General features: G+C 64.8%; 16 protein-coding genes. 12 read left to right on the top strand and 4 right to left on the bottom strand.

Features of this window, described 5'->3' with window-relative positions; all coding sequences use genetic code 11:
- Positions 1-268 precede the first annotated feature (268 nt).
- The 4 genes from G3N96_RS15090 to G3N96_RS15075 all read left to right on the top strand — a co-directional run bounded on the left by G3N96_RS15090 (position 269) and on the right by G3N96_RS15075 (position 5,075).
- The gene (locus G3N96_RS15090) at positions 269-1,801 is read left to right on the top strand and encodes a helix-turn-helix transcriptional regulator (RefSeq protein ID WP_206137674.1); all 1,533 of its coding nucleotides are present in this window, start codon (positions 269-271) and stop codon (positions 1,799-1,801) included.
- A 141-nt stretch (positions 1,802-1,942) separates the two neighbouring features.
- Positions 1,943-2,134, top strand: coding sequence for a CsbD family protein (locus G3N96_RS15085; RefSeq protein WP_124581637.1), 192 nt, complete (start codon positions 1,943-1,945; stop codon positions 2,132-2,134).
- Between the two features lie 421 nt (positions 2,135-2,555).
- Positions 2,556-3,707: a branched-chain amino acid ABC transporter substrate-binding protein gene (locus G3N96_RS15080; protein ID WP_174915752.1), complete on the top strand. Its 1,152-nt coding sequence runs from the start codon at positions 2,556-2,558 to the stop codon at positions 3,705-3,707.
- A gap of 195 nt (positions 3,708-3,902) precedes the next feature.
- Complete coding sequence (locus G3N96_RS15075) at positions 3,903-5,075, top strand: FAD-binding oxidoreductase (protein WP_206137673.1); 1,173 nt, start codon at positions 3,903-3,905, stop codon at positions 5,073-5,075.
- Positions 5,076-5,183: 108 nt separating this feature from the next.
- Here G3N96_RS15075 and G3N96_RS15070 read toward each other — a convergent pair whose 3' ends face one another.
- Entirely contained in the window at positions 5,184-6,365 is a 1,182-nt protein-coding gene (locus tag G3N96_RS15070; protein WP_206137672.1) for a serine hydrolase domain-containing protein, read from the bottom strand.
- 362 nt (positions 6,366-6,727) lie between these two features.
- Between G3N96_RS15070 and G3N96_RS15065 the strand changes: the two genes are divergently transcribed.
- Both G3N96_RS15065 and G3N96_RS15060 read left to right on the top strand, forming a co-directional pair.
- Entirely contained in the window at positions 6,728-7,855 is a 1,128-nt protein-coding gene (locus G3N96_RS15065) for an aminotransferase class V-fold PLP-dependent enzyme (RefSeq protein ID WP_206137671.1), read from the top strand.
- Between the two features lie 177 nt (positions 7,856-8,032).
- Positions 8,033-8,443 (top strand): GNAT family N-acetyltransferase, encoded by a 411-nt coding sequence (locus G3N96_RS15060; protein WP_071333191.1) that lies wholly within the window; start codon positions 8,033-8,035, stop codon positions 8,441-8,443.
- Between the two features lie 61 nt (positions 8,444-8,504).
- Here the strand turns inward: G3N96_RS15060 and G3N96_RS15055 are convergent, their stop codons facing one another.
- A complete protein-coding gene (locus tag G3N96_RS15055; protein ID WP_206137691.1) occupies positions 8,505-9,734 on the bottom strand; it encodes a peptidoglycan DD-metalloendopeptidase family protein in 1,230 nt (409 codons plus the stop codon).
- A 463-nt stretch (positions 9,735-10,197) separates the two neighbouring features.
- Here G3N96_RS15055 and G3N96_RS15050 point away from each other — a divergent pair, with 463 nt between their 5' ends.
- Together G3N96_RS15050 and G3N96_RS15045 are read left to right on the top strand one after the other, a co-directional pair.
- Positions 10,198-11,301 (top strand): NucA/NucB deoxyribonuclease domain-containing protein, encoded by a 1,104-nt coding sequence (locus tag G3N96_RS15050; protein WP_241022649.1) that lies wholly within the window; start codon positions 10,198-10,200, stop codon positions 11,299-11,301.
- A gap of 60 nt (positions 11,302-11,361) precedes the next feature.
- Complete coding sequence (locus G3N96_RS15045; RefSeq protein WP_241022648.1) at positions 11,362-13,401, top strand: SMI1/KNR4 family protein; 2,040 nt, start codon at positions 11,362-11,364, stop codon at positions 13,399-13,401.
- Positions 13,402-13,525: 124 nt separating this feature from the next.
- Here the strand turns inward: G3N96_RS15045 and G3N96_RS15040 are convergent, their stop codons facing one another.
- A complete protein-coding gene (locus tag G3N96_RS15040) occupies positions 13,526-13,984 on the bottom strand; it encodes a GNAT family N-acetyltransferase (protein WP_206137670.1) in 459 nt (152 codons plus the stop codon).
- A 268-nt stretch (positions 13,985-14,252) separates the two neighbouring features.
- Here G3N96_RS15040 and G3N96_RS15035 point away from each other — a divergent pair, with 268 nt between their 5' ends.
- From G3N96_RS15035 to G3N96_RS15020, 4 genes are all read left to right on the top strand, one after another.
- Positions 14,253-15,119 carry a helix-turn-helix transcriptional regulator gene (locus G3N96_RS15035; RefSeq protein WP_206137669.1) on the top strand — a complete coding sequence of 289 codons (867 nt, stop codon included), beginning with the start codon at positions 14,253-14,255 and terminating at the stop codon, positions 15,117-15,119.
- Positions 15,120-15,205: 86 nt separating this feature from the next.
- On the top strand, positions 15,206-16,120 hold the full coding sequence (locus G3N96_RS15030; RefSeq protein ID WP_206137668.1) for an alpha/beta hydrolase: 915 nt from the start codon (positions 15,206-15,208) through the stop codon (positions 16,118-16,120).
- Positions 16,121-16,352: 232 nt separating this feature from the next.
- Positions 16,353-16,727 carry a VOC family protein gene (locus tag G3N96_RS15025; RefSeq protein ID WP_206137667.1) on the top strand — a complete coding sequence of 125 codons (375 nt, stop codon included), beginning with the start codon at positions 16,353-16,355 and terminating at the stop codon, positions 16,725-16,727.
- A 193-nt stretch (positions 16,728-16,920) separates the two neighbouring features.
- A complete protein-coding gene (locus tag G3N96_RS15020) occupies positions 16,921-17,598 on the top strand; it encodes a hypothetical protein (RefSeq protein ID WP_206137688.1) in 678 nt (225 codons plus the stop codon).
- Positions 17,599-17,688: 90 nt separating this feature from the next.
- Here G3N96_RS15020 and G3N96_RS15015 read toward each other — a convergent pair whose 3' ends face one another.
- Positions 17,689-18,660, bottom strand: coding sequence for a LysR substrate-binding domain-containing protein (locus tag G3N96_RS15015; RefSeq protein ID WP_206137666.1), 972 nt, complete (start codon positions 18,658-18,660; stop codon positions 17,689-17,691).
- Positions 18,661-18,796: the final 136 nt, after the last annotated feature.

The raw sequence follows: 18,796 nt of genomic DNA, 5'->3' as shown, positions 1-18,796 counted from the left end.
GTGCGTTTGCACGGGGCGGCGAGAAGGGGGAGGTGGTGCGCCTGTCGGCACGGGACGTGCGGGAAGCAGGCGCAGTGGATGCCTCGGGGAAAGGCGGGACACCGCACGATGGGGCAGGCCGTGCGCATGTACTATGACGAATAGTGCATCCGCGTCTGTCGTGCACCGGTGCGGCACGCGATCATCGCCGCACGCGCCGGCCGGCGCGTGGTATCGACGAAGCGGCAACCGGGCCGGCAGTCATGCTGACGACAGGGACAACCATTCGATGAACGAACAGGTAAACGAACAGGCGCTGAAGTCGCATACCGACCGGCGCCAGCTGCACCAGATCATCGCGGGGCTCACCGAGGGCGTGATCCTGGTCGAGCCCGACCAGCGGATCGTCTGGGCGAACGAAGCCGCGCTCGCGATGCACGGCGTGACCGAGCTGAAGGCGCTCGGTGCGACCGTCACCGATTACCGCGAGCGCTTCCGGCTGCGTTACCGGAACAACCATCCGGTGCGCGACGGCCACTATCCGATGGATCGCGTGATCGCGGGAGAAGAGTTCAGCGACGTGACGGTCGAAGTGGAATCGGCCGCCGACGAAACCGTGAGCTGGGTCCACCGCATCCGCAGCCTCGTGCTGACGAACGCGGCCGGCGAGCCCGACTGTCTCGCGCTCGTGCTGCACGACGCGACCGAATGGGCGAGCGCCGAGGAACGCTTCGAGCGCACTTTCAACGCGAACCCTGCGCCGGCCGTGATCTGCCGGCTCGACGACCTGCGCTACGTGAAGGTCAACCAGGGCTTTCTGGACCTGACCGGCCACGCGCGTGACGACGTGCTCGGCCGCTCGGTGTACGAGATCGACGTGCTCGACCAGGCCGACCGGCGCGACCTCGCGATCGAGCGGCTCGGCGAAGGCGCGACGATCCCGCAGATGGAGGCCGTGCTGAAGCGCGCGGACGGCAGCACGAAGGCCGTGGTGGTCGCCGGGCAGCCGATCGACATGAACGACGAGGCGTGCATGCTGTTCACGTTCATGGATCTCGAGCCGCGCAAGCAGGCCGAGCGCGCGCTGCGGCAGAGCGAGGAACGCTTCGCGACGGCGTTCCGGATGGCGCCGGTCCCCACCGCGATCGTCACGGCCGACCGCTTCGAATTGCTCGACGTGAACGACGCGTTCGCCGCGATGACGGGCCATGCGCAGGACGACCTGCTCGGCAAATCCGCGGACGAGATCGGGCTATGGGCCGAGCGCGGCGCATGGCAGCGCATCGAAGGCCAGCTCGCGCGCGACGGCAGCGTGCGCAACGCCGACGTGCAGATCCGCACGCGCGAAGGCGACGTGCGCGATTGCGTCGTGTCGGCCGATCCCGTCGCGATTCACGGGCGCGACTGCCTGCTCGTCGCGCTGCTCGACATCAGCGACCGCAAGCGCACGGAGATGGAGCTCGTCTACGCGATCGAGACGGCGATGCAGGATGCGTCGTGGTTCAGCCGTACGCTGATCGAGAAGCTCGCGAACGTGCGGCGCGCGAATGCGCCGGATGCGGGCGCCCAGCTGTCGGACCTGACCGCACGCGAGCGCGACGTATTCGACCTGCTGTGCCATGGCCTGGCCGACAAGGAGATCGCCGGCCGCCTCGGGCTTGCGCCGAACACCGTGCGCAATCACGTCGCGACGATCTACGGGAAGCTCGACGTGCACAGCCGCGGCGAGGCGATCGTGTGGGCGCGCGAACGCGGGATCGTCGGCGCGGCCGATGCGAATGGCGCGCGTGGCGAGAAGGGCGGCGCGAAGGACAAGGACTGACGCCGTCGGTACGAATGCACCATGCGCGCTGGTGCATCCGCATCTGCCGCGCGCGGCCTGCGCTTGCGATCCTGTCCACTCGGCGGTGCGGCGCAGGCCGTCACGCCGCCGGCTCTCCCCCCACCATCGCAGGAGACGACCATGGACAGGAATCGCATCGAAGGCAAGCTCAAGCAGGTCAGGGGTTCGGTCAAGGAAGCGCTCGGCAAGGTCACGGGCGACCGCGAGACGGAAGCGGAAGGCGTCGCTGAACAAGAAGCCGGCAAGATGCAGGAGCAGGCCGGCGAGGCGGCGGATGCGGTGCGCAAGCAGACGGGTACCGATCGGCACTGACCGATGACGCGGCGCCCGCGGGCGTCGCGATGGCCGGCCGGGCCGTCATCGCAACGATGATGCGCCGCCGGCATGACCGCGGCCGGCCTTGAGGGCCGGGCGCCGGCGCGGCATTCCACGGTAGCGATTTACCCGCGGCCCACCGTCGCGTGGGCCGCGGGCCGCCCGCGAACGCGGCACTTGATGACAAATCCTCACAACATAGTTCCGATATTTCGTTTGCTGCACGGGTATTGGCTATCCACAATCCATTCACCTCTTTCGCGATGAAAGGCTCTTCGGAGACGGAGCCGCGGCGATCGACCGGCTGGCAAGGGCGTTGCATGACGCGCCGCAGGCGGACGACATGACCGGCACGCGGGAGGTTGCCGACGCGCGGCGATTCGCGCGTCGCATCCCGGCCCCCAGAACAAGGATTGTCATGACGTTCCGCATTCGTTCGCTTTCCGGCGTCGCATTGACCGCCGCGATCCTCGCGCTCCAGACCGGCGCGGCTCACGCGCAGGAGACGGTCGTCAAGGTCGGTGTGGCCGGCCCGCTGACGGGCGGCGGCGCCGCCTACGGCAAGGACATCGAGAACGGTGTGCGCATGGCCGTCGACGAAGCGAATGCCGCGCATACGACGGTGGGCGGCAAGCCCGTGAAGTTCGTCGTCGCGTCGCAGGACGACCAGAGCGATCCGCGCACCGGCGTGCAGGCCGCGCAGCAGCTCGCCGATGCGCAGGTGGCCGTCGTGATCGGCCACTTCAACTCGGGCACGACGCTGCCCGCGTCGAAGATCTACGCGAAGGCCGGCATTCCGATGATCACGCCGTCGGCGACCAATCCCGACATCACGCGCGCCGGGCTCGGCACCGTGTACCGCGTGATCGCGACCGACACGCAGAACGCCGGCAACGCAGGCGCGTATGCGGCGAGCGTGACCAAGGCGAAGCGCATCGCGATCATCGACGATCGCACCGCATTCGGCCAGGGCGAAGCCGACGAATTCGAGAAGTCGGTGAAGGCGAACGGCGGCACGATCGTCGCGCGCGAATTCACGAACGACAAGGCGGTGGACTTCAGCGCGCAGCTCACGAAGATCAAGAGCACCAACGCCGATCTCGTGTTCTTCGGCGGGCTCGACGCACAGGCCGCGATGCTCGTGAAGCGCATGCGCCAGCTCGGCATCCGCGCGCAGTTCCTCGCGGGCGGCGGCGTGATGAACGCGAACTTCATCAAGCTGGCCGGCAATGCGGCGGAAGGCGCGTCCGTGTGGGAATACGGGCAGCCGCTGGCGCGCCTCGCGAAGGGCAAGGAATTCGAAACGAAATTCAAGCAGAAGTACGGCATCGACATGCTCGCGTACGCGCCGTTCGCGTACGACGCGACGTGGATCGCGATCAACGCGATGCAGAAGGCGAACTCGACGAAGCCGGCCGATTTCAACGGCGCGCTGAAGGGCACGCGCTACGACGGCATCACGGGCACGATCGCGTTCACGAACACGGGCGACCTGAAGAACCCGAGCTCGACGCTGTATGAGGTGAAGAACGCCGCGTGGCAGCCCGTCACGACGAAATCGGCGGATTGAACGCCACCCGCGCGCGCGGACTTTCGCGGCGCTGCCGGACGTGCTGAAATGCCATCAGCGATCGGTGACGATCGCAGCGCACGCCGGTGTGGCAGCCGCACGAGTCTGCCCGCGCGACGCCGCGCGTGACGCGGCACGAACAACCCACGGGCGGGGCCGGCTGGCCGCGCCCCATCTGTGCAACTGGAGTCAGTCGTGAGTTCTCAAGTCGTCATCGTCGGCGGTGGTGTGATCGGCAGCTCGATCGCCTATTTCCTGCGCGCCACCGATCCCACGGTTTCCGTGACCGTGATCGAGCGCGACCCCACCTATGCGCGCTCGTCGTCGGCGTTGTCGGCCGCGTCGATTCGCCAGCAGTTCTCGACGCCGCTGTCGATCGAGATGTCGCTGTTCGGCATCGACTTCCTGCGCACGATCGGCGAGCGCCTCGAAGTGGACGGCCACCAGCCGTCGATCGACCTGCACGAAGGCGGCTACCTGTTTCTCGCGACGCCGGCGGGCGACGAGACGCTGCGCGAGAACCATGCGCTGCAGACGAGCCTCGGCGCGGATATCCGGCTGATGGATCGCGATGCGCTGCGCGCGAAGTTTCCGTGGCTGAACGTCGACGATCTCGTGTCGGGTGCGTATGGCGTGAGCGGCGAAGGCTGGTTCGACGGCTACGGGCTCGTGCAGGCGCTGCGCAAGAAGGCGCAGGCGCTCGGTGCGCGCTATGTGCCGTCCGACGTGAAGGACGTGGTGCGCGACGGCCGCAAGGTGACGCACGTGGTCACGGCCGACGGCGAACGCTATGCGTGCGACACGCTCGTGAACGCGGCCGGCGCGTGGACGCGCACGCTGTCGTCGATGATGGGCATCGACATCCCCGTGTATGCGCGGCGCCGCAGCATCTTCAACGTGTCGTCGCCGGCGAAGCTCACGGATTGCCCGCTGCTGATCGATCCGACCGGCGTGTATTTCCGGCCGGAAGGGCGCACGTATATCTGCGGGACGTCGCCGAGCCCGGATCGCGACCCGGACGACCTGCCGCTCGACGAAGTCGACCACGACCTGTTCGACGAGGTGATCTGGCCGACGCTTGCGAACCGCGTGCCTGAGTTCGAAGCGCTGCGCGTGGAGAACTGCTGGTCGGGGTACTACGAGTACAACGTGTTCGACCACAACGCGATCATCGGGTATCACCCGGAACTCGACAACGTCGTGTTCGCGAACGGCTACAGCGGCCACGGGCTGCAGCAGGGGCCGGCGACGGGGCGCGGTGTCAGTGAACTCATTCTGGGCGGGCGTTACGACACGCTCGACCTGTCGACGCTCGGCTGGGCGCGCGTGCTGGAGAACCGGCCGATCGTCGAAAAGAACGTCGTGTAGCGCGGCGTGACCCGCCCGGTGTGATGGGCGGGATTCTCCTTGTGTCTCACCTCATTGGCCCGACCGTGTCGGGCCTTTTTTGTTGCGCGTGCAATGACAGGGCGCGTGTCAGCCGACGCCGTAGACCGCGTCGCGCAGATCGAGCGTGTACGGGCCGTTCATCCCTTCGTAGAGCGTGTTCGACAGCGACACGACGGTGAGCCCGCGTGCGCGATCGACGAACCACGAATGACCGTAGACGCCGCCCCAGCGCCACGTGCCCGGCGACTCCGGCGACAGCGCCGCGCGCGGGTCGCGCAACACGGAGAACCCGATCCCGTAACCCGCGCCGGGCAGGTCGGGCAACGCGAGGTTGCCGGTGTGGATGCGGCCCATCTCGTCGACCAGCTCGGCCGGCAGAATGGCGCCGCCACCCGCCCGCAGCGTGTCCAGTACGTTCAGCACGTCACCGGCGGTGCCGACCATCCCGGCGCCGCCCGATGCGAACGCCTCCTCGTCGAGGGCGCGCGACGGCGAATACGTCACGCCGACGGAGCCTTCGTAGATGGGGACGGCTTCGTTCTCGGCGAGCCGGTGCGGCTGCGGCGTGTCGTTGACGTAAGGCGTCGCGAGCCGCGCGGCGTCGCGTGCGACGAATCCCGTGTCGCGCGTGCCGAGCGGGCGGAGCACCAGCACATCGACCGCATCGGCGAGCGGTTGTCCGGTGACGGCCTCGATCACCGCGCCGACCACGTCGATGGAGAGCGAATAGTTCCAGCCGGTGCCGGGTGTGTACTGCAACGGCACGCTCGCGATCCTGCGCATGTTTTCGGCGAGCGTGATCGATGCGCCATCGAGCCCGTCGGAGACGCCCGCGCGTGCATACGGGCCGGCCGCGTCGGCTTCCGCGTAGCGATAGCCGAGGCCGGCCGAATGCGTGAGCAGGTGGCGCACCTTGATCACCGGCACGCTGCCGTCACGCAGCGCCGGGCGGAACTCGGGCAGCCACTTCGTGACGTCGTCGTCGAGCGACAGCTCGTGCCGGGCAACGAGCGCCATGGCGGCCGCCGCGACGATCGGTTTCGTCACCGACGCGAGACTGAACAGCGTGTCCTCCCGCATCGGCGTGCGTGCTTCTCGGTCGGCGAAACCGGCCGCGCGGCGATAGACGAGCTCGCCGTCGCGTGCGACCAGGACGACCACGCCGACGAGGCGTTGCAATTCGAGTTGGCGGGACAGTACCGCATCGACGCGCTCGGCAAGCGCGGGATCGGCCGACGGCTGCTGTGATGATGCTCGGTTGGGGATCATCGAAGACTCTGTCGTGAAGGGGGAGCCGACATGGTAGGCGGCATGCGCCGGACGTGCCATTTATCCGTACGTGGAACAGGGCTTCGTGGGCGTCGTGCGCTGCAACGATCGGCGCGGACGGCCACGGGGCGGGCGATTCAGCCGGGGCCCGCCGCGGCTCCGTTGCAGCGCGGCGCGTCGGCCGGCGGCGCTCCGTCACGCCTGCGCCGGGCGGCCGAAAAAATAGGCCCCAAGCGGCGCGCGGCCTTCGTTAGAATCTGCTTTCGTCGAGAAAATAACGCAATTGCATGGGTGCAGCGCGGTATCGCATCACGGACACTGCTCGCCCAGATTCCATCGTTCATCTTTCACCGGAGGCGAGCATGCCAGGATTACTTCCCGATGTTGACCGCGAGGGGCTCCTCGAATATTCGGTGGTGTACACCGATCGCTCGGTCAACCATATGTCGCAGCGCTTTCAGGGTGTCATGCGCGACATCTCCGGCACGCTGAAGAAGGTCTACCACGCGAAGTCCGTCGTGATCGTCCCCGGCAGCGGGACGTTCGGCATGGAAGCCGTCGCGCGGCAGTTCGCCACCAACAAGAAGTGCCTCGTCATCCGCAACGGCTGGTTCAGCTTCCGCTGGTCGCAGATCTTCGACATGGGCAGCATTCCGTCCGAGACGACGGTGCTGAAGGCGCGCCCGGTCGAAGCGGGACGGCAGGCCGCGTACGCGCCGGCGCCGATCGACGAAGTGGTCGCCGCGATCAACGAACACAAGCCGGATCTGGTGTTTGCGCCGCACGTCGAAACCGCGTCCGGGATGATGCTGCCCGACGGGTATCTGCGCGCGGTGTCGGATGCCGTGCATGCGGTCGGCGGCATGTTCGTGCTGGATTGCATCGCGTCCGGCACGGTGTGGGTCGACATGCAGGCGAGTGGCGTCGACATCCTGATCAGCGCGCCGCAGAAGGGCTGGAGCGCGTCGCCGTGTTGCGCGATGGTGATGCTCGGCGAGCGGGCCCGCGAACGTATCGACGGCACGACCAGCACCAGCTTCGCGTGCGATCTGCGCAAGTGGCTGCAGATCATGGAGGCCTATGAAGGCGGCGGATTCGCGTACCACGCGACGATGCCCACGGACAGCCTCACGACGCTGCGCGACGTGATGAAGGAAACCGCGGCGTACGGCTTCGACAAGGTGAAAGAGGAACAGCTCGAGCTGGGCAAGCGGATTCGTGCGTTGCTGGCCGAGAAGGGTTTCCGGAGTGTGGCGGCGCAAGGGTTCGAGGCACCGGGTGTCGTGGTCAGTTATACGGACGACGACGGAATTCGAACCGGGAAGAAGTTTGCCGACGTCGGGTTGCAGATCGCGGCCGGCGTGCCGCTGATGTGCGACGAGCCGGAGGATTTCAAGACCTTCCGGCTGGGGTTGTTCGGGCTCGACAAGCTGCATGATGTCGATGGGGCGGTTGGGCGGTTCTCGGATGCGTTGAACCGGATTCTTTAAGGCGCTTGGCGGATCTGGCGAGGCAGTGGACGGTGGGGGGGCGCGCCCGTGGTCGGCTGTCTCGCTGGATCGATGGTCATGGTCTTGTCTGATGCGCGCGTTCGGGTTCAGGGTTCGATGGACTCATGCGCAGCGAGACCGGTCCATTGGTCCGTATGGCTAACCTGAAGGGTTTGCATGGCATACGTCGTTCGACAGGAAGTCCCGTCGGTATCCGACTACATCGGCATTCGTCTCGCCGCAGGGTTGAGCAGAAAGTCGGAACAGGCCGCGACGATCGGGCTGAAGAATGGCCTTTTCAGCGTCGTTGCCTACTGCGACAGCGATCCGGTTGGCATTGGCCGCGTAATCGGCGACGGCGGCTGCTTCTTCGAGATCGTCGATATCGCGGTGTTGCCCGCCCACCAGAAGAAGGGCGTGGGCGACCTGATCATGCGGGCACTCATGGGCTACGTTCACGAGCACGCGCCGCCGACCGCCTACGTCAGCCTGATGGCGGATCACGGGACACCGAAGTTCTACGAGCGCTACGGTTTTCAACCGTCGGTGTTGCCTGAGAAGGCGGGGATGTTTCTGCGGATCACGTAACGGTGGGACATCGTTTTTCCTGTCTCGGTGCGGCGGCCCAGTGTGCGCCGGTGCGCCTGCGCTAATTCACGCATACCGGCACCACCGGGTCGTTGCTGCCGGTATAGACGAATCCGTCTGATATCCATTGATTCGATTCGAGTCGATACCAAAGCCGCGTGGCGCCCCAGTTGCCATTCACGGAGTCGCCGTACTGGTGACAAGCGAGCTGCACGGTGCGCCCATTCTCGAGCGAACCGACGACCGGCGCCGACAATGAAGGCGCGCTGCGCAGATTCGCCGGACCCGGTGCCTGTACACGCGCGCTGACGGGCGTGGACGGATCACCGGAATCCGCGCTCCCGTAGTTGACCAGCCATGCCTGCGGGGAGACGCGTCGCTGATTGCGAACCGCGTATCCGGAATACGGCGAAGTGCCTTCGAAGAATTGCCAGCCGCCGATCGTCATGCCATTGACGGACACGTCATTGCCATCCTTGCTCAATGAAAAGTGAACATGCGGCCCTGTCGTCTGTCCGCCGCAGGGCAGGCCGTTTCCGACGCTGCCGAGATATTCCCCCTGGCGAACACGCGTACCGCTGTTCAGCGACGTCAGCTGGACCATGTGGTAATAAGTCGTCGCATAGCCATTGTCGTGAACCACCTTCACGATGGCGCTGCCGTCGCGCTCGCAGCTCTTGTAAAGATAGCCGTCTCGCGCCGCCAGCACGCGGCCGTTGCCACCCGAGAAATCGAGGGAGTTATACGGCCTGCTTTGTCCGGACCAGCCGTGTGCTCCGCCCGTCCAATACCACCCGGCATTCGGTTCCCACGGCAACGCAAGGCCCGGTTGCGGCAAGGCAGCCGACCGTGGTGCAAGCGATGCGCGTCTCGACGCCAGATTTTTCCGTTCGTCGGCCGCGAGCAGCGTGGGTGGCGCCGCATCGAGCAATGCTCCAAACTCGCTGCTGCCCTCCACACCCGAGATCCATCGGCCGTTCACGTTGCGCGCAATGAACAGCTTCGTGACGGGATCGCCGGATTCATCCTCGTGCAGGATTTGTGTCGCAGTGCCAAACACCCATCCGGAAACGTCGTCGGCTTTGATTGCCTCGACCAGGCTGTCGTCCGACCGGGCCGGCAGCTTCAACGTCCCGCCCGATCGGGATTGAAGCGCCTGCCCGATCGAGCGTTGCAACGACGTCTCGATTGGCGCCGCATGAGCGATTTCGGCAAGGCTGGCTGCAATCAGCAGGATTCCAATGGCGTATTGAATCGAATTCGAGGCGGAACGATCTAATGAATTGCGCATGGTTAAATGCACCGCGAAGTGGGTTTGCAAGAAGTTCACGACGGCGCCAGCAAGCCTACATCATTCGCCAGTCATTGCAAGGGAAATGAAATATATCCGGATGCGTTTTTAAATTGGATGCTTCGGATGAAATTGTTGATGCGATAGTTTCAAAGTGATTTGACCTCTCGGGAAACCGGAGATCGATTGATCTGGAATCACCTTGCGCGGTGGCCTCGAAGCGCCATCCAGGCCCAGCCTCGTGGCGAACCGCGTCGTGAGCTGCTTTGATCGACAAGGGATTCAATAGCCGATGAATTTGATTGGATTATTTATCGGAAAGAAACGATCGTAAGGCGATCTTGTTAATATCATTTACATATTCCTGACAAGCATAACAGTTTGATTTCAATCGGATCGAGATTTAAATTGAGCCGCGACAAAATAAATCATTTCGATTGATGAGTTTCCAGGAGGGGATGTGATGTATCGAATGCTGTTAGGCCGGCTGTTTGCCGGTGCGATCGTGCTTGCGACTGCGATGCCTGCCCGCGCGGAAAGCGCGACGGACGTTTCGCCCGTCTGCACGACCGTCCGGACCGAAACGAGCAAGGATTCGCTGTTGAGCCGGACGAGTTACTGCCAGAAAACCGAACCGCTCGTCTATGTCGCGACAGACGGCCAGAACAATGAGATCGGCCGGGTGGCGATTGAGGCCTATGCGTATTCCGATAATCCGTCGAACCAGCTCGCATGGCCGGTGACGTTCCGCTTCCGCACGCGCGTCCTGTCCGGCAATCCGCCCGGCCTGGTGATCAAGCCGATCGTCGAATGCGGCGCGGATTGTACGGTCGCGCCCAATGCCGGCGTGCCGCTCGCCCTTGGCGGGCTGTCCAACGAGCTATCGGTGATGATCACGCCCAACATGGGATCCGGTAATCCGCTCAGGGTCAGTCCGACGCTCGAGTACCGGGTGGCGAAATCGGGAGACTCGTTCGAGAACGGCGCAAGCATGAATCCCTACGCGGGCGTCGGCTACATTCCCAACATTCGATGCGACGTCGCGCTCGTCAAGAGCAACTCGCAAGGATGCATTTACGCGGACGCACCGGCCATCCTGCGTACCATCGTCGACACGAATCCCGACGTCAACGAATCCGCAATCCACATACGCGAGGCGCAAGCCGCCGGGCGTCCCGGCAAGTTCGTACCGAAGGGCGATGGCACGATCTTTCCGGCCTTCGAAGCCAGGCCGCTGACACGCACGCGCGACGCAGCATGGCGGCGGGCCAACCGGAGCGATTCCAAGGCGCAATGCATCGAGAAATTCGGCCCGGTCACTGGCCAGTGCACATTCACCGGTGATCCGGACGAAACGCCGAGCGATTGCGATTGCGACGAGTATCCGTTTGCGTCGACGGAGCAAGGCGCGTCACGAGAACCGGAAGTTTCGGTCAAGCGTATCGATGCGAGCGATAATCGGCGCGCAGGCGCTTTCCTCGGAAGTTTCTATTTGAACCAGCGCGTGATCGACCAGGAGGCGTTTTTTGTCGACGTCGGTTCTTCGCAGCCTGCTGCAAAACGTTGAGCCACGGGCGACGAAAACCGCATTCTTGCCGTGGTTCGCAGGCATCCTTCGAACCACGGCATGACCACTCCAGGCACCATGAGCAATCACGAGAACTTCCCCTTCTGGCTCAACCAGCCCTACGAACTCTGTCGACGGTCCGTGCCGGGCGCGATGCAATCCGAGACGATTCCGGTCGAGGATGCGCTGACGCGCGTGACGGCGGCGGACGTTTTCGCCCCCGAGAATGTTCCGCCCGTTCCGCTTGCTGCGGTCGAAGGCTATGCGATGCGCGCATCCGATACCGCGCATGCCGCGCAGGGTGCACCGGTCGAGCTCGAATTCCAGTTCAGCCGGCGCGCGCTTGCCTCGCCGGCCGGCAGTCCGGCGGCTCGCGCAATCGGCGCGCAGTGTGCGGTCGATGTCCCACCGTATTTCCCGCTGCCGGAAAATGCCGACGCCGTCGTCCCGAAAAGCGACCTCGAGGTTTCGTACCGTGGCGCTCGATCGTTTCTGCTGCTGCATGCGCCGCTATCCGCCGGCCAGCATGTGATCGCACCGGGCAGCGAATTTCGGCAAGGCAGCCTGCTCTTGCCCAGGGGCAGCCGGATAACCGCCGAACGGCAGATCGCGCTGACGGCCGCAGGCGTACGCGACATCGAGGTGACGAAACGGCCTCGCATCGGCGTGGTGATCGTCGGGTATGAGCAGTGCGCACCCCGCACCGTTCGCGAGCGCTGGCAGCGGCCCGACACGAGCGGACCGTACATCCGGGCGGTACTGCAGCGCTGGGGATACGAGGTGGGTTCGGTCGAGTACCTCGAGCCGCCGGACATGGCACGGCCGCCGCTTGAGGTGCAGCAGAACGAATACGCGTTCAAGAAGAAACTGGCCGAGTTCGCGCAGCGTTACGACCTGATCGTCGGTGCCGGACTGCCTGCCGTGCCGCCCTTTCGGAATCTGGGGCTGAATATGCCGTTGGTGTACGCCTACGACGAAACGACTGTCGACATCAAGCAAACGCCAGCCGATCGCTTCAACTTCGGACGCAGCGACAATCGCTCGCCGCCGAAGAAAACCATGCTGCCGTTCACGCGCCCGGACGGTACGCAAAGCGGGATGACGGTCCTGACCAGCTACGATCAGGCCACGCTGATCAACCTGTCGGGCCACACGGGTGCCGTGGCGATGCTGATGCACGCGATCATGCCGCGTGTGCTCGATTCGCTCGAGCACGCGGCAACACCGGGGCCTCATTGGGAGTCCGGCATCGTCGACCACGGCGTCGAGCGCGATGGTCAACTGAATGCGATGCGATGGGGCAATCTGCATCGCGGCGTCGACGGAAACCTGGTCGTCCGCCTGTTGCCGTCCGAACGCGACGGGCTGATCGGCGGCGTCGTTCGTGCCGATGTGCTCGTCGCGATCCCCGCTGCGGAGTTTCCCATGGCAGCCGGTTCGTCCGTGCTGTTCCTGCGTCTCGACCGCGACCTCGCCAGTGAACCGCCGCGCCCCGTGGCGGAAACATCCGTCGAGGCAGCCTCACCGGCGCCGGTGGTCGACGCCTGCGCGACGACCCGCGCTATCGACCACGCACGCGGCATCGATCTTCGCGAAACATGGCAACGGCTCGAAGCCGCGTTCGCCGCCGATGCGTCACGTCTGCCGGGTGGCCTCAACGGGCCGGCGTCCGACGACGAGATCGCAGCCTTGCAGACTGCGCTGGGAACGCAACTGCCTGACGCATTCGTCGACAGCCTGCGCATTCACGACGGCCAGGCCGATTCGGGGAATGAATTTTCCGGAAGTGATGCGCTGCTGAGCGCGCACGAGATCCTCGCGCAATGGCGTATCTGGAAAGGTCTCGTCGATGGAGGCGATTTTGACGGTATGGAATCGGAGCCGGATCCGGGCATCAGAGACGACTGGTACAACCTGAAGTGGATTCCGTTCACGCATGACGGCAGCGGCAATCATCTGTGTATCGACCTCGATCCCGCGGAAGACGGTTTCCCGGGGCAAGTGATTCGGGTCTGGCACGATGAGGCGCGGCGCGAGCGCATCGCCGGGAGCTTTTCGGCGTGGCTTGCCCGCGTCGCCAACGACGGGCGATCAAGCTGAGCATCCGCCGGCCATGATGACGGCGGGGTGTCGGCCGCTACATTGATGAGTATGCTCCAAGGGCAATGCCGGTGGACCCTTGGGCGAGCGCTTGTCTGCGCAGGGGATACAGGCGTTTCGTGCGCTACCGGGTCAGGCAGTACAAGACGTCAGGACACCCTTCCTCGTTCCTGCTTCCGTCGCTGTATGCAATCGCAACGAACCCGTGCCGCTCGTAAAACGCAGCAGCATCGCGATTCATCTGGAACGTGTAGAGCTGGAGCTTGCCAACCGTCTGCGACTTCACCGATTCGAGGAGCGCAGAACCAATCCCTTGTCGCTTGAATTCGGGGTGCACATACAACTGGTCAAGCCATGCCACGCCGTCCGTGACAACGTGCGCGGCCATGCCGACGATACGGTTATCGTTCACGGCAACGGTGACGTTGCCCGACGGCACAAGCATGGTGGCAACCCAATCGCGGACGGCGGCTTCCGAATGCGCAAGCGGCGCATACGATGCCAGCGTGTTGCGCGACCGTAGATAGACTTCGGCTACCTCCGCGGCATCATCTGAAATCGCTCGACGCAAGATCAAGGGCATGTATCTCCCGCTCCGAAGTCTTCAAAAGGTGCACCACGATAGCAGCACGGAATCGAACTTCCAATATTGCGCAGCATGCTGTTGAAACGAGAGAAACCGGGAGTTCAGCGCGACATATCGAGTCCGCGCTGCAACGAATCGGCAGCGCGATCGCATCACCGATTCGCAGCTTCAATCCCGGATTCCCGGGGGCCGACATTCCCGTATCATCTGTCCGATTCGCCGGGTTGCACGACCGGGCGATTCCGCACAAACGAGAGGACGAGCGATGAAGGTCGAAGGGCGCGGCCACGGTAAAGCGATCGGGCAAAACGCGGCGGCAGCCCCGAAGCGGGCCGGGATCGCACCGGTCACGAAGAGCACCGACCCGCGCGATTACCAGCATGCACCCGGCATCGCCGCGGTCATGCCGAAAGCCTTCCCCGACGGCTTCGTCGTCGCAGAGCACCGGCACTCCCGCGCACAACTCGTCTACACGACGACCGGCATCGCCGAAGTCGTCGCGTGCCAGTCGCTCTGGATGATCCCGCCGCATCGGGCACTCTGGATTCCGCCCGACCTGCCGCACGCGATGCGCGCCCACGGGCAGCTCGAAATGCGTACCGCCTACGTCGACCCGCAAGCGTACCGATCGGCAACCCCGGATCAGCCGAGCCTGGTCAACGTGTCGCCGCTGCTGCGTGAATTGATCGTGCGCGCGTCGTCTTTCCCGGTCGAGATCCCTCCCGACGGCCGCGACGATCTCGTCATCCAGCTCATGCTCGCCGAGATCGAATGGTCCCCCGAGCAACCGTTGCGGCTGCCGTCCGGCCAGGACCGGCGCCTTGCGCGAGTCTGCGACGCGATCCTGGCGAATCCGGCCGACCAGCGAACGCTGACGGAATGGGCCGATGAAGTCGGTGCATCGAGCCGGACCCTTGCCCGGCTGTTTACCGCCGAAACCGGCTTGTCGTTCAGCCAGTGGCGCCAGCAGGCCCGGATTTCGGCCGCGCGCCCGCTGCTGGCATCGGGCCGCTCCGTGATCGCCGTCGCAGCCGAACTCGGCTACGAAACCACGAGCGCCTTCTCGACCGTGTTTCGCCGGTTTGCCGGCATGACGCCGAGCGCTTACGCGAAACTGTCCGATTCCGCGTAGCAAACGTCTTTCCAGCAAACGCAGGGCGTGGTGCACACGCTTATCGTGTCGGTCATCGAATCACTCACCGAACGAGGTAAGCCGACATGACGCGACACGACATCGAATTCCAGTCCGAAGGTGCCACGCTGCGAGGCTGGTACTACGAGCCGGCGCAGCGCCTCGCCGATACCGCGACGTATCCGGCCATCGTGATGGCGCACGGCTTCTCCGGCGTAAAGGAACAGTATCTGGACCGCTATGCCGAGGTGTTCGCCGGCGGCGGCTTTGGCGTGCTGCTCTATGATCACCGGAATTTCGGCACGAGCGACGGCTACCCGCGGCAGGAGATCGACCCCGTGCAACAGAAGCGCGGCTATCGCGATGCGATCAGCTATCTGCTCACCCGCCCGGATGTCGACGCCGAGCGCATCGGTATCTGGGGCACCAGTTACAGCGGCGGCCACGTGCTCGAAGTGGCGGCGATCGACCGGCGTGTCAAATGCGTGGTGTCGCAGGTGCCGACGATCAGCGGGTATCAGTCGGCGTTGCGCCGTACGCGTTCCGATCTGGTGCCGGCGGCGCTGGCTCGCTTCGATGAAGATCGCAGGCAGCGATTCGCGGGCGGCGCGCCGGCGATGTTGCCGGCTGTCAGCGCCGATCCCGCGACCGCCTGTGCGATGGCCGGTGCGGATGCATACCGGTTCTTCACCGAGTCGGCAGCGCGGTTCGCCCCGAACTGGAAAAACGAAGTGACGCTGCGCAGCGCCGAGCTGTCGCGCGAGAACGAGCCGGGCCAGTATGTCGATCGCATTTCGCCCACCCCGTTGCTGATGATCGTGGCCGACCAGGATCTGCTGACGCCCACCGACCTTTGCCTCAACGCGTGGGGAAGTGCGCTGGAGCCGAAGCGACTGCTCATGATCAGGGGTGGACATTTCACGCCGTATATCGAGCACTTCGAAGCAACCAGCCAGGCGGCAGTGGAATGGTTCACGCTGCATTTGCGCGGCACGCGTTGATCGGGCCCGTTGCAGCGTTGGTCGTCTCCGCGGCTTGCATGAAGACCGACGCTGCCGGGTCTGACGACGACTGCGTTTGCAAGGACCTTGTCTCCCGCTTGTTGGCCCGACTGTGTCGGGCATTTTTTTCGATCGCGAGCGGGTGTGCCGGCGACGGCCACCTGTGGCAACATCGCGGTGATTTCCACATTCCATCCGGGTGCCGGCAGACCCATCTATCCGAGGGGGAGTCATGTTTGACCATGTCAAATTCGGCGTGACCGACTTTGCAGCCAGCAAGGCGTTTTACCTGAGCGCACTCGAGCCGCTTGGCGTCGTGGTGCAGGGCGAGGGCGAGCCGTCGTACGGCATCGAGATCTCTCCGCCGGGCAAGCCGTCGTTGTGCCTGTTCCAGACCTCGGAGAAACCGGCGCACCTTCACATCGCGTTCGTGGCCGACAACCGGCAGCAAGTCGACGCGTTCTATCGCGCGGCGCTGGCGGCCGGCGGGAAGGACCATGGCGCGCCGGGGCTGCGGCCGCACTATCACGCGAATTACTACGCGGCGTTCGTCATCGGGCCGGATGGACACAATATCGAGGTGGTGTGTCATCAGGCGCAGGGGTGAGCTGCACAAGCGTGTGGAACGCGGCGATCAATGGAGCGTCCATCTCACGCACCGAAGAACCCCGCGCTATCTCGTGAACCGCCCCGATGGGCGTCCTATCCGCGTATCGCCGGCTGCAACCGTTCATTCGACAGAAGCGGCCGGATCATCGACAATTCGCACCTATCAAAACATGAGAGAAGAGGGCGGGTGCATGCGCGGGTTCCGTAAAACGCTTGGGGTGATCCTGGGTCTTTCCGTCGTTGGCGTCACCGGCGTTCAAGCCGCTTCCGGCGAACTCGCATTCCCCCGTTTCACCCAGGCGCAGGGCCGGACGGACACCGACGGCCTCCCGCTGTCCGGCGTGAAACTCTGCGTGCTTCCCGACCGTGCGCCGTGCTTCGAGATGCCGCCCGCGCCGCTTCCCAATTCGCCGAAGGAGCTTTACCAGTTCGGGCTGACGCCGAGGTCCGAACGATTGCCGCTTGCGTCGGGCGGCTCGTGGGTATTCTTCTCGGGGATGTTCTCGGGCGGCGGCAGCGGGATGCTGGAGCGCGTGGCGATCCTGCGTTATGGCGCGAACGGCAAGATCGAGAACCTGATGCCGGAAGTCACCCAGACCGAGCTGGCCGACCGCGCGATGTGGAAGGTGCCGGACGTGTCGCCCTATCCGGTGTTCGTTCGGGCGGACTTCGTGTGGGCCGACAACGAGGATCATTTCGGCAAGCACTTTTTCGATGTCGACGCGTGGGTGTTCGATCCCGCCACCAGCCTGTACAGGAAGCGGTTTTCCTACCGGACGACCCGGCGCTATGACCGCGGCGAGGGCTCGGACCATGTGCTGGCCACCGAGCGTGCGGAAATCATGCGGCGCCTCGCCGCGAGCAAGTAGCCTGCGACAGGTGTGCCCGGTGCCCGTCGACACGCATGAGCGTTTTCGGCGGACCCCGCGAGTCGTTCAATGCAGGCGGTGCGTGAACCGCTACCGCTGCGCGTCCCCGTAAGTCTCCCTGCACACCTCGCGCAGCGCGTCGACGAGCAGATCCCGCGCCGGCGAACGCGACTCGGCGGCGCGGGTAAACAGCGCGATGGGCGGAAGCGTCCACACCAGCGAGTAAGGCACGATCGCCACCCCGGCGATCCGCACCAGTTCCTCCGCGATATCGGCGGGCACGATCGACACGGCCTCGTCACTCGACGCGATCATCTCGCCGATCAGCTTGGATGAATAACTCTCGACGATCGGAACGGGCGGCGCGATGCCGGCCGACAGGAACAGGTCGGTGACCTGTTCCCGCATCGGCGTATGCGGCGCGCCGAGAATCCAGTCGAGCGCGTGCAGCTTGTGCCAGTCGAGCGCGGTGCGAGCCAGTTTCGCGGCCAGCCGCCGGTTCGCGATCATGCGCGGCTGCTGCTGGTACAGCACTTCGAAGGAGACCTGGCCCAGGTCGATCGCCGACGACGCCCGCCCGATCACGATGTCGACGCTGTGATCCCTGAGCTGCAGCAGCAGTTGATCGCTGGTGCCTTCGTGAATCGTCACGGTCAGGCGCCGCTCCATGCGCGCCTGCAGCCGCTTGAGCGCCGCCGACAGCATCTGGCCGGAAATGAACGGAATCACGCCGATGTGCAGGTGGGCCGCATGCCCGGCGGCGACGGCCTCCATCTCGCGGGCGAGGTGGTCGAGATCCTTGATCATCGCCTTCGCCCGCTCGAGCACGACCGCGCCGAGCGCGGTGGGCCGCATGCCGCGCGACGAGCGCTCGAACAGCGGCGTGCCGAACATGCTCTCCAGCTCGGACAGCGCATTGGTCACGGCGGGCTGGCTGCTGGCCATGTGCTCCGCGACGCGCGTCAGCGACCCGTGCTGCTGGATCTGCAGCAACAGCACCAGGTGCCGCATCTTCAAGCGGGCGCCCAGCCGCCTGACCACGTCGTTTGCGTCAAAATTCATTGACTGGTCACGTATCCATCATGAAAAAGTGATGGACCGATATTAAAACAGAATCAACACCTTATGGCGGATCCCTAGAATCACCTTCGTGGATCGCGCCGGGACTGGCCTGGCGCCCGTGCCCGGATCGAAAAAC

The organism is Burkholderia sp. Se-20373 (genome assembly GCF_017104705.1).
Lineage (GTDB): Bacteria > Pseudomonadota > Gammaproteobacteria > Burkholderiales > Burkholderiaceae > Burkholderia.
This window is presented reverse-complemented; position numbering and strand designations above follow the sequence as displayed.

Coding starts and splice junctions, on each gene's coding strand:
- G3N96_RS15060 (WP_071333191.1), top strand. CDS start 8,033: ATGGCATACGTCGTTCGACAGGAAGTCCCGTCGGTATCCGACTACATC.
- G3N96_RS15085 (WP_124581637.1), top strand. CDS start 1,943: ATGGACAGGAATCGCATCGAAGGCAAGCTCAAGCAGGTCAGGGGTTCG.
- G3N96_RS15020 (WP_206137688.1), top strand. CDS start 16,921: ATGCGCGGGTTCCGTAAAACGCTTGGGGTGATCCTGGGTCTTTCCGTC.
- G3N96_RS15090 (WP_206137674.1), top strand. CDS start 269: ATGAACGAACAGGTAAACGAACAGGCGCTGAAGTCGCATACCGACCGG.
- G3N96_RS15045 (WP_241022648.1), top strand. CDS start 11,362: ATGACCACTCCAGGCACCATGAGCAATCACGAGAACTTCCCCTTCTGG.
- G3N96_RS15040 (WP_206137670.1), bottom strand. CDS start 13,984: ATGCCCTTGATCTTGCGTCGAGCGATTTCAGATGATGCCGCGGAGGTA.
- G3N96_RS15035 (WP_206137669.1), top strand. CDS start 14,253: ATGAAGGTCGAAGGGCGCGGCCACGGTAAAGCGATCGGGCAAAACGCG.
- G3N96_RS15080 (WP_174915752.1), top strand. CDS start 2,556: ATGACGTTCCGCATTCGTTCGCTTTCCGGCGTCGCATTGACCGCCGCG.
- G3N96_RS15050 (WP_241022649.1), top strand. CDS start 10,198: ATGTATCGAATGCTGTTAGGCCGGCTGTTTGCCGGTGCGATCGTGCTT.
- G3N96_RS15030 (WP_206137668.1), top strand. CDS start 15,206: ATGACGCGACACGACATCGAATTCCAGTCCGAAGGTGCCACGCTGCGA.
- G3N96_RS15025 (WP_206137667.1), top strand. CDS start 16,353: ATGTTTGACCATGTCAAATTCGGCGTGACCGACTTTGCAGCCAGCAAG.
- G3N96_RS15015 (WP_206137666.1), bottom strand. CDS start 18,660: ATGAATTTTGACGCAAACGACGTGGTCAGGCGGCTGGGCGCCCGCTTG.
- G3N96_RS15070 (WP_206137672.1), bottom strand. CDS start 6,365: ATGATCCCCAACCGAGCATCATCACAGCAGCCGTCGGCCGATCCCGCG.
- G3N96_RS15055 (WP_206137691.1), bottom strand. CDS start 9,734: ATGCGCAATTCATTAGATCGTTCCGCCTCGAATTCGATTCAATACGCC.
- G3N96_RS15065 (WP_206137671.1), top strand. CDS start 6,728: ATGCCAGGATTACTTCCCGATGTTGACCGCGAGGGGCTCCTCGAATAT.